Source organism: uncultured Streptococcus sp. (genome assembly GCF_963521865.1).
GTDB lineage: Bacteria > Bacillota > Bacilli > Lactobacillales > Streptococcaceae > Streptococcus.
On sequence record NZ_CAUQWY010000006.1, the window covers coordinates 1 to 14,586 of the forward strand.

Annotated in this window: 12 protein-coding genes; 5 read left to right on the forward strand and 7 right to left on the reverse strand. The window is 41.6% G+C overall.

Features of this window, described 5'->3' with window-relative positions:
* The 4 genes from argS to galU all read left to right on the forward strand — a co-directional run.
* Positions 1–993, forward strand: a 993-nt coding sequence (gene argS, locus RWO85_RS03035) for an arginine--tRNA ligase (RefSeq protein ID WP_314413940.1), incomplete at its 5' end; no start/stop codon positions are given.
* Positions 994–1,743: 750 nt separating this feature from the next.
* On the forward strand, positions 1,744–1,989 hold the full coding sequence (locus RWO85_RS03040) for a hypothetical protein (protein ID WP_000084872.1): 246 nt from the start codon (positions 1,744–1,746) through the stop codon (positions 1,987–1,989).
* A 169-nt stretch (positions 1,990–2,158) separates the two neighbouring features.
* Positions 2,159–3,175 (forward strand): NAD(P)H-dependent glycerol-3-phosphate dehydrogenase, encoded by a 1,017-nt coding sequence (locus RWO85_RS03045; RefSeq protein WP_314413942.1) that lies wholly within the window; start codon positions 2,159–2,161, stop codon positions 3,173–3,175.
* 21 nt (positions 3,176–3,196) lie between these two features.
* Entirely contained in the window at positions 3,197–4,096 is a 900-nt protein-coding gene (gene galU, locus RWO85_RS03050; RefSeq protein ID WP_314413943.1) for a UTP--glucose-1-phosphate uridylyltransferase GalU, read from the forward strand.
* A gap of 63 nt (positions 4,097–4,159) precedes the next feature.
* On the opposite strand, the gene RWO85_RS03055 is transcribed toward galU, so the two are convergent.
* From RWO85_RS03055 to pbp1b, 6 genes are all read right to left on the reverse strand, one after another.
* Positions 4,160–4,837 carry a rhomboid family intramembrane serine protease gene (locus tag RWO85_RS03055; protein ID WP_314413946.1) on the reverse strand — a complete coding sequence of 226 codons (678 nt, stop codon included), beginning with the start codon at positions 4,835–4,837 and terminating at the stop codon, positions 4,160–4,162.
* Positions 4,821–5,360, reverse strand: coding sequence for a 5-formyltetrahydrofolate cyclo-ligase (locus RWO85_RS03060; protein WP_033682937.1), 540 nt, complete (start codon positions 5,358–5,360; stop codon positions 4,821–4,823). Before RWO85_RS03060 ends, RWO85_RS03055 begins: the two co-directional genes overlap by 17 nt.
* 11 nt (positions 5,361–5,371) lie before the next feature.
* Entirely contained in the window at positions 5,372–6,502 is a 1,131-nt protein-coding gene (locus RWO85_RS03065; protein WP_314413949.1) for an N-acetyldiaminopimelate deacetylase, read from the reverse strand.
* 67 nt (positions 6,503–6,569) lie between these two features.
* Positions 6,570–7,268 (reverse strand): 2,3,4,5-tetrahydropyridine-2,6-dicarboxylate N-acetyltransferase, encoded by a 699-nt coding sequence (gene dapD / locus RWO85_RS03070; protein ID WP_290112407.1) that lies wholly within the window; start codon positions 7,266–7,268, stop codon positions 6,570–6,572.
* 228 nt (positions 7,269–7,496) lie between these two features.
* Complete coding sequence (locus RWO85_RS03075; RefSeq protein WP_314413950.1) at positions 7,497–8,408, reverse strand: DMT family transporter; 912 nt, start codon at positions 8,406–8,408, stop codon at positions 7,497–7,499.
* 56 nt (positions 8,409–8,464) lie between these two features.
* Complete coding sequence (gene pbp1b / locus RWO85_RS03080; RefSeq protein WP_314413952.1) at positions 8,465–10,942, reverse strand: penicillin-binding protein PBP1B; 2,478 nt, start codon at positions 10,940–10,942, stop codon at positions 8,465–8,467.
* A 141-nt stretch (positions 10,943–11,083) separates the two neighbouring features.
* Here pbp1b and tyrS point away from each other — a divergent pair, with 141 nt between their 5' ends.
* Positions 11,084–12,340, forward strand: a complete 1,257-nt coding sequence (gene tyrS / locus RWO85_RS03085) for a tyrosine--tRNA ligase (protein WP_314413954.1) — start codon at positions 11,084–11,086, stop codon at positions 12,338–12,340.
* A 181-nt stretch (positions 12,341–12,521) separates the two neighbouring features.
* On the opposite strand, the gene RWO85_RS03090 is transcribed toward tyrS, so the two are convergent.
* Positions 12,522–14,585 carry a heavy metal translocating P-type ATPase gene (locus tag RWO85_RS03090; RefSeq protein ID WP_314413956.1) on the reverse strand — a complete coding sequence of 688 codons (2,064 nt, stop codon included), beginning with the start codon at positions 14,583–14,585 and terminating at the stop codon, positions 12,522–12,524.
* Position 14,586 lies beyond the last annotated feature (1 nt).

Consider the following 14,586-nt stretch of genomic DNA (forward strand, 5'->3'; position numbering starts at 1 on the left):
GAAAGTTTGGTGGAATTTAACCGCCTTTACAATGAATTGCAAGTCGAATTTGACAACTATAACGGAGAAGCCTTCTACAACGATAAGATGGATGCAGTTGTAGATATTCTTTCTGAAAAAGGCCTTCTTGTTGAATCAGAAGGTGCCCAAGTTGTGAATCTTGAGAAATATGGCATTGAACATCCAGCCCTTATCAAGAAATCTGATGGAGCAACTCTCTATATCACACGTGACTTGGCTGCAGCCCTTTACCGTAAAAATGAATACCATTTTGCTAAATCGATCTACGTTGTTGGTCAAGAACAATCTGCCCACTTTAAACAGCTCAAAACTGTCTTGCAAGAGATGGGCTACGATTGGAGTGACGACATTACTCACGTTCCTTTTGGTCTAGTTACAAGAGAAGGGAAGAAACTCTCTACTCGTAAAGGGAATGTCATCTTGCTAGAGCCTACTGTTGCAGAGGCTGTTAGCCGTGCCAAAGCCCAAATCGAGGCTAAAAATCCTGAACTAGAAAACAAAGACCAGGTAGCGCATGCTGTTGGGGTTGGAGCCATTAAATTCTATGACCTCAAGACCGACCGTACAAATGGATACGACTTCGACCTAGAGACTATGGTATCCTTCGAGGGGGAAACTGGTCCTTATGTACAATATGCCTATGCTCGTATCCAATCGATTTTACGTAAAGCAGACTTCAAACCAGAAACAGAAGCTAATTACAGTTTAAATGATGCTGAAAGTTGGGAAATCATCAAACTCATCCAAGACTTCCCACGTATTATCAACCGTGCGGCGGATAACTTTGAACCTTCTATCATTGCTAAATTTGCAATTAGCCTGGCTCAAGCCTTTAACAAATACTATGCACATACACGTATCCTAGATGAAAGCCCAGAACGCGACAGCCGTCTAGCACTCAGCTACGCAACCGCAGTCGTTCTCAAAGAGGCCCTTCGCTTGCTTGGAGTAGAAGCGCCTGAGAAGATGTAAATCGCCAAAGTTACTTGATTGCGAAGCAATCTAAGTAACTAACGCCAAATCCTATCAGGGATTTGGCTAGGCGCTTCACTAGTCTTTCGATAGAAATATTATCGATTTCTACCGAAAGACGTCGTAATCTTAAAGTTATTGGAACTAAAGTTCCTAATTGTTAGACGCTAGCCGCTTATATGCGGACTAGCTAAACGCTTCACTAATTCTCCTAACCAAATAATATCGATTTGGTTAGGCTCATGTCGTAATCTTTTAATCACTTTATTGTAAAGTAGTCTAAGTAACTAACGCCAAATCCTATCAGGTATTTGGCTAGGCGCTTCACTAGTTTTAGGACATAAATATGATCGATTTATGTCCTAAAACGTCGTAATCTTAATGTTATTGGAACTAAAGTTCCTAATTGTTAGACGCTAGCCGCTTATATGCGGACTAGCTAACTGCTTCACTAGTAAAGAAACATAAATATTATCGATTTATGTTTCTTTACGTCGTAACCAGAGATACTTACCTAAACGCTTCACTAATTCACCTAACCAAATAATATCGATTTGGTTAGGCTCATGTCGTAATCTTTTAATTACTTGATTGCAAAGCAGTCTAAGTAACTGACGTCCAATCCTATTAGGAATTTGATTTAGAGGGCTATCAAAAATCTTATCAAGTTTTGCTGACTTATTCTGCTATTTTAGGTCCTCTAAATCGATTTATTCACTACTACTTCTTCACTATCCAAGGAGATATTCTATGAGCCAATATGCTTATGTCCTCGTTGTGATTAGCTTGGTATTCCTTTTTCTGCTCAATAAGTACGAGAAGGAGAGACTTCAAAGGCTCTACCAAGAACAACTTTTGAAGGATGAAACATTTAGATCTGACATCAAAGAAAAAATTCACACGACTGAAAATATCAATGATGTCATTGCTTACATCAATAAAACTTATCATCTGGGAATGTTGCTATCAAAAGACATTACAGATCAATTGAAATAAACCTAGCCATTCTTTAAGAAATATCAAAACCGAGACTGAAAGTTTAATACTTCGGCTCGGTTTTTTTGTATTTTTCAAGCAACAAAGCCACCACTCCCCCAGCAATGCAAGTGCAAAATCCTCTAGAATATGATAGAATAATGAAAAGGACTCTATCAAGGAGGGAATCATGGAAAAACAAACCATCGCCGTCTTGGGGCCTGGTTCTTGGGGAACTGCCCTTTCACAAGTCTTAAATGACAACGGACACGAGGTACGTATTTGGGGAAATCTTCCCGAGCAAATCAATGAAATTAATACACACCATACTAATACATACTACTTTAAAGATGTCACTCTAGATGAAAAAATTATTGCCTACACTGACTTAGCAGAAGCATTGGAAGATGTGGATGCGATTTTGTTTGTTGTCCCAACAAAAGTGACACGACTTGTTGCCCAACAAGTTGCTCAAACCTTAGATCATAAGGCTATCATCATGCACGCATCAAAGGGATTGGAGCCTGATAGCCATAAACGATTATCAACCATCCTTGAAGAAGAAATTCCTGAACAGCTCCGCAGTGATATCGTCGTTGTCTCAGGTCCTAGTCATGCAGAAGAGACCATTGTGCGTGACCTGACTTTAATCACTGCTGCTTCTAAAGACTTACAAACAGCTCAATACGTTCAGGAGCTCTTTAGCAATCACTACTTCCGACTTTATACCAATACAGATGTTATTGGAGTTGAAACTGCTGGTGCTCTTAAAAATATTATTGCTGTCGGTGCCGGAGCTTTACATGGTCTGGGATTTGGTGACAATGCCAAGGCAGCCATCATCGCTCGAGGCTTGGCTGAAATTACTCGCCTAGGGGTAGCACTCGGGGCCAGTCCATTAACCTATAGTGGCTTATCTGGTGTAGGCGATTTAATCGTAACAGGAACTTCCATTCACTCTCGTAACTGGAGAGCTGGAGATGCCCTTGGTCGTGGAGAATCCCTAGCTGATATCGAAGCCAATATGGGCATGGTAATTGAAGGAATTTCAACGACCCGAGCTGCCTATGAACTAGCGCAAGAACTTGGAGTCTATATGCCCATTACACAGGCCATTTACCAAGTTATCTACCACGGAACCAATATCAAAGATGCCATTTATGACATCATGAACAATGAATTTAAAGCAGAAAATGAGTGGTCTTGACCCTCTATAGAAAGGATTCTTATGACATCAAAAGTTAGAAAGGCAGTCATCCCTGCCGCTGGACTAGGAACTCGATTTTTACCAGCAACCAAGGCCCTTGCCAAAGAAATGTTGCCAATTGTGGACAAACCAACTATCCAATTTATCGTCGAAGAAGCTCTTAAATCAGGCATTGAAGATATTCTAGTTGTCACTGGTAAATCAAAACGTTCTATTGAGGACCACTTTGACTCGAACTTTGAGCTTGAATACAATCTTAAGGAAAAAGGCAAAACGGATTTGTTAAAATTGGTAGATGAAGCAACTGGTATGCGCCTCCATTTCATTCGCCAAACTCACCCTCGTGGTCTTGGAGACGCTGTCCTACAAGCCAAAGCTTTTGTAGGGAATGAGCCCTTCGTTGTTATGCTGGGTGATGACCTTATGGACATCACAAATGAGGATGCCGTCCCTTTGACAAAACAACTGATGAATGATTACGAAAAGACACACGCATCAACCATTGCTGTCATGCCCGTACCACACGAAGACGTTTCATCATATGGGGTTATCGCTCCTCAAGGGGAAGGAATCAATGGTCTCTATAGCGTCGAAACTTTCGTTGAAAAACCAGCTCCAGAAGATGCTCCAAGTGATTTAGCTATTATCGGTCGCTATCTTCTCACACCAGAAATTTTTGATATCCTCGAAAAGCAAGCTCCTGGTGCTGGAAATGAAATCCAGCTTACCGACGCTATTGATACCCTTAATAAAACACAGCGTGTTTTTGCCCGTGAATTTACAGGAGCTCGTTACGACGTTGGAGATAAGTTTGGATTTATGAAAACATCTATTGACTACGCCCTCAAACATCCACAAGTCAAAGATGATTTGAAGGATTACCTCATCCAACTGGGAAAAGAATTGGCTGAAAAGGAATAACATAAAAAGATAAGGTTCAAAAATGCCTTATCTTTTTTATTACATAACTATTCTTATAAACCTTCACAACCCCATTCCCTTATAGAAAAGTAAAACTGCAAGTCCTACAAACAACACTACCGCTCCTAACCTCTGGATGGTACTATACATCCGTCTTTCTCCTCGAACTGGAAAGATAACTGCTAGAAATGCTCCACCAACTGCTCCCCCGATATGACCTGCTAGACTGATTCCTGGAATCAGAACACTTCCAATAATGTTAACCACAAAAAGTGTCAGATAGGATTGGCCTAGCTGTTGGATATAAGGATTACGCGTTGCATAGCGAAGAACAATAATCGCAGCAAATAGCCCATAGAGAGAAGTCGAGGCTCCTGCTGCTAAGGATTTGGGACTAAATACAAAAACAAAGAGATTGCCCATCATTCCAGATAATAGGTAGAGAAAGAAAAACTTCTTGGATCCGAAAATTTCCTCTACTTGCCTACCAAGATAATAGAGCGAAAGCATATTGACAATAAAATGCTCCCACCCAATATGAACAAAAATGGCAGAGAAGAGACGCCAAACCTGCTCAGGAAAGAGGTGAATGGCTGGCCCATACATGGCTCCAAATCGAAATAGGGTATCTGCCCTGTAAAAGTTTCCTCCTGTGGTCACCAACATTAGTAGAAACACCAAGGCCGTCACTAGGAGGAAAAAACTCGTCACAGGGTAACGCCTATCAAAGATTTCCTTCATCAATTAAAACCTCCTGAACAGGAATATCATGATTTTCAGGCATAAATTGCTGAACTTGACAAGGATAGATCGTACTTAAAGTATGACCAGGAAAATGTTTCAGATAGCGGTCATAATAACCTCCACCGTATCCAATCCGATATCCTTCCGTCGTAAAAGCCAAGCCCGGAACATGAATCAAATCAATCTGAGAGGCATCCACAACTTCCAAATCTCCCTGTGATTCCAGTAATCCAAAGGAAGTTTTTACCAACTGCTGTGGATCATAGACCACAAAGTCCATGCGCCCCTTGGGATAGGTTTTGGGTATCAGAACCTTCTTGCCGTCCTTCAGCGCCTGCTCTATCAGTTCCTGCGTTTGAAACTCATGAGGAAAAGAGAGGTAGCTTGCGATGACCTTAGCTTCTTGGTAGAAGGGATGGTGTAAAAGTCGTTCTGTTAAAGTTTGGTCTATAAACTGTTTTTGCTCTTGAGATATAGCCTTCATTTCTTGCAAGACTTGCTTGCGTAATTCTGCTTTCATAGACACTTCCTCTACTCTGCTGCCTTCTTTTTCAGGAAACTAGAGACCGCATCTACCCCAATGGCTAAGGCTTCTTCCTTAGGACTCATCTGAGGGTGATGAAGGGCATAGGGACTATCGATACCTAGCCAGAACATAACGCCATCAACTTTTGAAAGGAGATAACCAAAGTCTTCACCTGTCATAGCAGGCTCGATATCAATCAACTCGATTCCCTCTTTTTCTTCAAAGAAGTCCATCAGTTCACCCGCCAAGGCTGGATGGTTCTCAACAGGTAGGTATCCACCTTGTTTGAGTTCCACTTCGACTTCCATATCAAAGGCAGCTGCAACCCCTTCTGCAACTGTTTTGACCCGCTTTTGCACCAAGAGACTCATGTCCTGTGTCAAAGCCCGAATGGTTCCATGCAAAAAGGCTGTGTCTGCTATGACATTATTGGTTGTTCCAGCTTGGAAAAGACCAAAGGTCACCACTGCCCCCTCGATTGGGTTAACATTGCGGCTGACAACTGACTGCACCTGGGTCACAAAGTAACTAGCTGCCACTAAGGCGTCATTAGCTTCATGTGGAAAGGCTGCGTGTCCTCCTTTGCCTTTGAAACGGATCTTCACCTCGCAAGTTCCTGCAAAGAGTGTATGAGTATTAGTCGCAATCTGACCAACCTTCAAATCTGGCCGAACATGGAGGCCATAAAACTGGTCTGGTAACCAGTCTCCAAAAGCGCCATCCTCATACATGAGCATGCCACCAGCTTCATTTTCTTCAGCAGGTTGAAACAGAAAGAGCAGATTGTTCTTGGGTTGCTCCTCAAGGGCTCGCTCAAGACAGCCCAAAGCAATAGTCATGTGGAAATCATGGCCACAAGCGTGCATACGACCTTGGTGCTGGGAAGCGAAAGGAAGGCCTGTTTGTTCGACGATAGGCAGGCCATCAATGTCTGTTCGCCAACCAATAGTACGCTCTGGCTGACTTCCCTGCAAATAAACCAAAATACCTGTCCGCCAAGTACGAACTTGAACAAACTCCTTGCCCGCAGTCAATTTTTCAATCACATCCAGCAGATAAGCCTGAGTCTTGAACTCCTCCAAGCCAATCTCTGGAATCTGGTGCAAATCTCGTCGAGTCTGAATCAAATCTAACATCTATCTATCCTCCTATATAGCAGAAAGAGGCTGGAAGAAGGGTTCCGCCTCTTTATTACTTTTACAATTATAAGGTACGAAGCGCATCCTCTAGCGCTGTTTTTTGTTGGGTTTGGGCATCAATCTCTTTGATAATACGAGCTGGAACACCTGCTACCACCACGTTTTCTGGGACATCTTGGGTAACAATAGCTCCTGCTGCGACAACTGAACCACTACCGATTTGGACTCCTTCGATAACCACAGCATTGGCACCGATGAGAACATTGTCTCCAACACGGACTGGTTCTGCGCTAGCTGGCTCAATCACACCTGCAAGAACCGCACCTGCACCAACGTGACTGTTTTTCCCAACGATAGCACGGCCACCAAGGATAGCACCCATGTCAATCATAGTTCCTGCACCGATTTCAGCACCGATATTGATAACGGCTCCCATCATGATAACAGCATTGTCACCAATTTCAACCTGATCACGGATAATAGCACCTGGCTCGATACGAGCGTTGATAGTACGTTTGTCTAGCAAAGGAACTGCAGAATTACGAGCATCTTGCTCAACAACATAGTCTTGATTTTCTACCAAGCCATCAAGAAGAGGAGCAACATCTTTCCAGTCTCCAAATAGGACATTCCCTAATTTGACAACAGAGCTTGGTACAGCAGTTGCAAGTTCTCCCTCAAAAGTTACTTTAACACTGGTTTTCTTTTCAGCATTGGCGATAAATTGGATAATTTCTTGTGCGTTCATTTTTGTAGCAGTCATAAGCGCCTCCTAGTTCATTTTAATGATACCTATTCTACCAAAAAAGGCCTCAAATTTGAAGCCTTTTTGTTTGTTTTTAGGTATGATTTTTAGGGATGTGAGATAAAACGTGCTGTCGGTAAAAGCAAGCCCCTACCGATACAACCTAAAAACACTCTTCACAACTATCTCCCCATGTTTTATTGACCATTCTAGTATAGCACACTTTTAGAATTAAGAAAAGACTTTTTATTTACTTTCTTTCGCTTCTTCTATTGATAAGAAAATCATGGGTAAAATAATCAGGGCCATCGCTAGAAGAAGGGACCAATCCACTACCAAACCTAAAAATAAAACACTCAAGAGAGCAGAAGAGAGAGGTTCACTGGCACTGATAACGGAAACCACCAAAGGAGAAACCAAGGACACAGCCTTCATGGAAATGAAAAAGGCAAAAGCCGTTCCAAAGAAAGCGATAATGAGACAAATCAAGATACTCCAAATATCAAGAGTAAAGGAAAGCTGATGCACTGGCGAGAGAACATTGCTAAATAAACCTGCCAAAATCATACCCCACCCAACCGTGGGAACAAAACCATAGCGCTTAGCAAAAGGTTGGGGTAGGATAACATTAAACATAACCCCCATGGCACTCAGCAAACCCGTCACAAGTGCTAGCGGTGTCATGGATAACTGAGAGAGATCCCCCTTTGTCGCCATCAAGCAAACACCCAACATGGCAACCAAAACATAGAAAATAGCGCTTTTTGACGCTCGTTTTTGATAAACCAAACGATTGTAAAAGAGGATAAAGACAGGACTGATAAACTGTAAAATAGTTGCTGTCGCTGCATTTGAGTATTCTACACAGAGATAGAAAAAATACTGAACTGAAAAAATCCCCAAAATAGCATAGGCTAAAAAGGGCAGGTAATTTTTCTTATCTCGCCAAATATCTAACACTTGCGATTTTAATTGCATTGCAGACCAAACGAGCACAATACTCCCTGCCAGTGTCAAACGCATAGAGGTAATCCAGCCAGAAGACACCTGGTAATGAGTAAAGAAATACTCTCCTAGAATCCCACAGATTCCCCAGATTAAGCCAGATAAGAGCGAATAAACGGTTCCTTTAACAATCTTTTTCTGATACTGATTCATACCTTTATTGTAACATGAAAGGACAAAAGAAAAAAGTGGCAATCAATACCACTTTCCTATCTTCTACTATTTGATTGTGTAGGTGATGATGAACTTGATGTACTGCTAGGGCCATCACTTGAACTGCTACTTGAACTAGTGCTTGAGCTAGAAGGAGTTGGTAGTGTGCTAACGATACTTGACCAAGCATTTTGATAATCTGACTCACTTCCTCCAATAGCAAAATGATAGCTGGTCGTAGGAGCTCCCACCTTGTTAGCCCAATAGCTCGTTACAGTAGAACCTGAAAGATCAACTGTTTTTCCATTAACGGATACTTTGCCTGGCTTCTGTCCTGTAGATCTGAGGACCTGAGATTGGGTCACACTAGAATCAAGATTAAAGCGTTCATTGCCCCAAACACCAGGCTCAGCCTGTTGGATAGCATTGACCAAGTGAGCCATATATTTAGCATTTCGATAATGCCCAGCCCCTTTAGCCATTGGGCGGTTGTCATCATGCCCTAGCCAACCACCCAGAGTCAATCTTGGTGTCGAAAGCATGAGCCACATATTTTCATCTTCATTGGTCGTACCAGTCTTACCAATCCAGTCTGCACGAGCTAAGCTTGAATTGATAGAAGCCAAATCCGTTTGGAAACTTGAAGTGATTCGAGATGAAATCACCTCACGAAGCAAACTCTGCATAATTGTTGCCGTTGCCTTCGAGTACACTTGAACTGGTTTGTCTTGGAATTCATAGATTACTCTACCGTCAGGTGATTCAATCTTAGAAATCACATGTTTCTGATGGTAAACACCGTTATTAGCAATTGTTTGATAACCATTGGTATGCTGGGCAACTGTGACTTCAATCCCACCACCCATAGGCAGACTTTCGATACCGTACTCTGGAATCTCGTAACCCATTTTCTCCATATAGCCCTTGACATCAACACCCTTCTCGCGAAGCATACGATAGGTCCAATAGGCTGGGATATTCCACGAATAGTTCAAGGCTTCACCCAAAGTCATCATACCTGTACCTGGACTATTTACATACATGATAGGATTTCCATTAGAGAATTTTGTCGGATAATTGGACAAGATACTAGCGCTTCCCATCAAGCCTTGGTCAATGGCAATACCGTAGGCCAGCAAAGGTTTGGTTGTAGAGGCAGGAGAACGCTTAGTGTCAAAGGCGTGATTGTTTTGGTTTATCTGGTAATTACGACCACCAACGAAACCTAGAACAGCCCCCGTTTTATTGTCCATCAAAACATTCCCTACTTCAGGCTGACCAGTCGCATCATCTACCAAACGACCGTAGTTAGCAACTGCATTTTGCATGGCATTATGGATTTTTTTATTAATCGTTGTCGTAATTTTGTAGCCACCTTTACTTAGTTCCTGCTCCGCTCGCTCATGATAAGCCTTTTGAACCGCTTCTTTTTTCAACTCCTGACTAGAGACATTGTCCTGTTGAACTAAATAATCATACATCCGATCTGTCGCTTCAGACATAGCCGTAAAGTAAAGGTAATCTCTTGAAACAGCATTAACAGTTCCCGATGGCAAGAAGTCTTGTTTTATATTATAATCCTTGTACTGGTCGTACTCTTCCTTAGTTAAAGCACCCGTACGATACATGTTATAGAGAACTCCCTTGGCCCGTTTCAAACCAAGTTCTAAGTCTTCATCACTCTTTAACTCTCCAGTATTTTCATAAGGAGAATAAGTAATCGGACTCTGGGGCAAACCTGCTAAGAAGGCAGCTTGAGGAATACTCAACTTGTTGGCATCAATACCGAAAATCCCTTCAGCAGCTTGCTGGACACCTGCAATGTTTTGCCCTTTATGATTTCTACCAAAAGGAGCGATATTGAGATAGGATGTTAGGATCTCATCTTTTCCCATCACTCTCTCTAAAGCAAGGGCATCGACAATTTCTGTAGCCTTACGAGCCAAGGTAGGAGCATCTCCGACCACTTGTTGCTTGATTAGCTGTTGAGTCAAGGTCGAGCCCCCACTAGATGAGCCCAAACCTGCAAAGGTTCCCAAGGTCGCCCGAATCACAGCTTTTGGTACAACCCCTTTATGTTCAAGAAAATGTTCGTCCTCAGTTGCAACGATAGCCTTTTTAAGATTGTCCGATATTTCCTCAGATGAGACAGAAGTTCGCAGTAGATCACTCTCGATAGAAGCAATGACACTCCCATCTGCATAAACAATTTCTGAGATTGAAGAAACATTCTTAACCTGCTTGACCAAGTCCTCCGCTGGCGGAACCTTAGCCTTATCGAACAAAGCAACTCCATAACCAAGAGCTACACCAGCACCAAAAAGTCCACCGATAAAGCCTAGAATAAAGAGAATATTCAAAACTCCCTTGATAGCAGCTAAAATGCTCCCTAAGATAGACAAAATTCGCCCACCTGTTCCATCCGACTTCTTCTCTTCTGAGACTTTCTCTGATTTTTTATGATTTATTTTTGATTTTACTAGCTGGAAAAATTCCAGCATTTTTTGTTTTAATTCATTTAATTGATTTTGCATGGATTTCCTCACTCTATCTATTATACCATAAAAGGTAAACTTTCAATAAAATAGCCACTTTCTTCCCTATTCTACTAGGCTATTACCCAAGTTTGTGATACAATAGTTAGAAACAATAATTTTAAAAAGGAGAAAAGACACATGCACATTTTTGATGAGCTAAAAGAGCGTGGTTTGATTTTTCAAACGACTGATGAAGAAGCTTTGCGTAAAGCCCTAGAAGAAGGTCAAGTTTCTTATTATACTGGCTACGATCCAACTGCTGACAGCCTTCACCTAGGCCACCTTGTCGCAATCTTGACAAGTCGTCGCTTGCAACTAGCAGGTCACAAACCTTATGCGCTCGTTGGCGGTGCTACAGGTCTCATCGGAGATCCGTCCTTCAAAGATGCTGAACGTAGTCTCCAAACAAAAGACACAGTAGATGGCTGGGTCAAGTCTATCCAAGGACAACTTTCTCGTTTTCTTGACTTTGAAAATGGCGAAAATAAAGCTGTCATGGTCAACAACTACGACTGGTTTGGCAGCATCAGCTTCATTGACTTCCTCCGTGATATCGGAAAATACTTTACTGTCAACTACATGATGAGCAAGGAGTCTGTGAAAAAACGGATCGAAACAGGAATTTCTTACACTGAGTTTGCTTACCAAATCATGCAAGGGTACGACTTCTTCGTCCTTAACCAAGACCACAACGTAACACTACAAATCGGTGGTTCTGACCAGTGGGGAAATATGACAGCTGGTACTGAATTGCTTCGTCGTAAGGCTGACAAGACTGGCCACGTTATCACTGTTCCATTGATTACAGATGCAACTGGTAAGAAATTTGGTAAATCAGAAGGAAACGCAGTTTGGCTCAATCCTGAAAAAACTTCTCCATACGAAATGTACCAATTCTGGATGAACGTTATGGACGCAGACGCTGTTCGATTCTTGAAAATCTTTACTTTCTTGACACTTGATGAGATTGAAGACATCCGTAAACAGTTTGAAGCGGCTCCACACGAACGCTTGGCACAAAAAGTCTTGGCTCGTAAAGTCGTAACACTTGTTCACGGCGAAGAAGCCTACAAAGAAGCCCTCAACATCACTGAGCAACTCTTTGCAGGAAACATCAAAAACCTTTCTGTCAAAGAACTCAAACAAGGGCTTCGTGGAGTACCAAACTACCAAGTTCAAGCAGATGAAAACCACAATATCGTAGAACTGCTCGTTTCTGCTGGTGTGGTTAACTCAAAACGCCAAGCCCGTGAAGACGTCCAAAACGGAGCTATCTACGTCAACGGCGACCGCATCCAAGACCTTGACTATGTCTTGAGTGACGCAGATAAGCTTGAGAACGAACTGACTGTTATCCGTCGTGGGAAGAAAAAATACTTTGTATTGACTTACTAAACTGTTCAACATTGATCTATAAAAAAAGGAGTTAACCTCAAGAAAGGTAACTCCTTTTTGTTATTGATAAGCACATCTATCTAGCCTTATACTCTTCGAAAATCTCTTCAAACTACGTCAGCGTCGCCTTACCGTACTCAAGTACAGCTTTCGGCTAGCTTCCTAGTTTGCTTTTTGATTTTCATTGACTATTAATAGACAGGCTACGCAGGACTATGCGCAAGGTTGTTAGATTATGTAAGATAGAGAGATTTGAAGGACTGAGCCAATTAAATAAGCCAAAGCCAATCAAACTACTATTTACGACAACGGTATCTTGAATATTCTTCTTGATGAGTGTTTGCAAAGATGATGATAGCCAATCCAACTCTTGGAAGAAATCCAAGCGATTATCTAACAATAAGATATCGCTCATCTGCTTAGAAATGTCTGCGCTCTCATTCATCACCACACCGATATCTGATAGGGTTAGAGCCGCTGAGTCATTCAATCCATCTCCAACCATCAAAATAGTGTGACCTGCTTTCTGCAGTTCCTCTACTAACTCAAATTTCCCATCAGGTTTCAAGTCTGTATAGACCTGATCAAAGGGCAAATCTTTGACTAATTCCTCTGTTCTAACCAAGGTGTCCCCTGTTGCCAGAATCAATTTTTTCCCTTGTGCCTTAAGTTTCTCCAAGGCTTCTTTTGCTTCTTTTCTCAAAGGAGTATGAATGCAGAACATTCCAATCAATTCATTCTGATAAGCCAAGAATAAGAGATTGTAGTGACTCTTGTACTCTTCAATTAAAGCATTTTGTTCTGAACTGATATGAATCTGTTCATCCTGCATCAAGACATAATTCCCAATAAGAACTGGTTGCCCATCTATATGAGATTTGATCCCCTTGCTTGCGATATATTGGAGTTTCCCATGCATTTCCTCATGTTCAATTCCCTCTATCTCAGCTTGCTTGACGATGGCATTAGCAATAGGATGATAGATATGTTCCTCAAGACAGGCGCTGATTCTTAAGATTTCTTCTTCACTATAGTCTCCAAAAGGTAACACCTTTTCAACTATAGGATAGCTAGTTGTGATTGTCCCAGTCTTATCAAACAAGAAGGTATCTACTTCCAGATATTTCTCCAGAACATCCCCATCCTTAATCACCATTTCACGGTTCAACCCCTCCTTGATAGCTGTCAAATAAGCTACAGGAGTAGAGATTTTCAAAGCGCAAGAGAAATCGACCAATAGAAAAGAAATAGCCTTAGAAAAAGAACCTGTTAATAGGTAAGTCAGACCAGCCCCCAAGAAATTATATTTGACGACCTTATCCGCCATCTTGATGAAATAGCGTTGTTTCGTTTTCTTGTTTTCTTCAGATTTCTTCATCAACTCAATCAGCTGTAAAATACGGCTGTTCATCTGATTATCGGTTACACGAATGCGCAACTCTCCAGTTTCTAATACTGTATTTGCACAAACCAAATCAGACTCTCTTTTTTCAACTGGAAAACTCTCTCCCGTCAAGGAACTTTCGTTGACCATACCTAAACCTGAAACTACTTGTCCATCAAACAGAATTTCATTTCCTTGAGATAGGACCAAGACATCTCCTATTTGAACATCGGAACTCTTGATACTAACAACCGTATCGCCCTGTACTAGGAATACATCGCTCTCTTTTGCAAGAAGGCTTTGTTCTAAATCTGTTGCAGTTTTTTTCAAGGACCACTGATCTAAATGATTCCCCAAATCAAGCATAAACATGATATTGCTAGCTGTCTTGGATTGGTTCATAAATAAGGACAATAAAATCGCCGAACAGTCCAAGACCTCCATCGTTAGTTCCTTACGCGCTAGTGTTTGATAGGCTTCTCTAATATAGCCAAAAGCCTGATAACAAGTCCATATATAGCGAATAGGATACGGCACAAAACTACGAAAAAGTACACGCTTAATCGCTGCACCTGAAACAATAGAATAAGCACTCTCTTCTCTACGAATGGGAAGAGTCATCAACTCAGAAACTTTCCCTTTATCAATTCTTTTTAAAAAGGCTTCTGCATTGTCTAATACAGAGAAGCCTTCTTTTATACGTAGAGTAAAGTGCTGTTGATCCATGTAAAACTGGATAGACTCAATTCCCTTTTCATCTCTCGCCAAGGAACGAAGATAGTCTTGAATATCCAAGGTGAGTGAGAAAGAAGATGATAGTCGGATATGTTGGTATCCTCTATGTAGCACTTTAAAAGACATA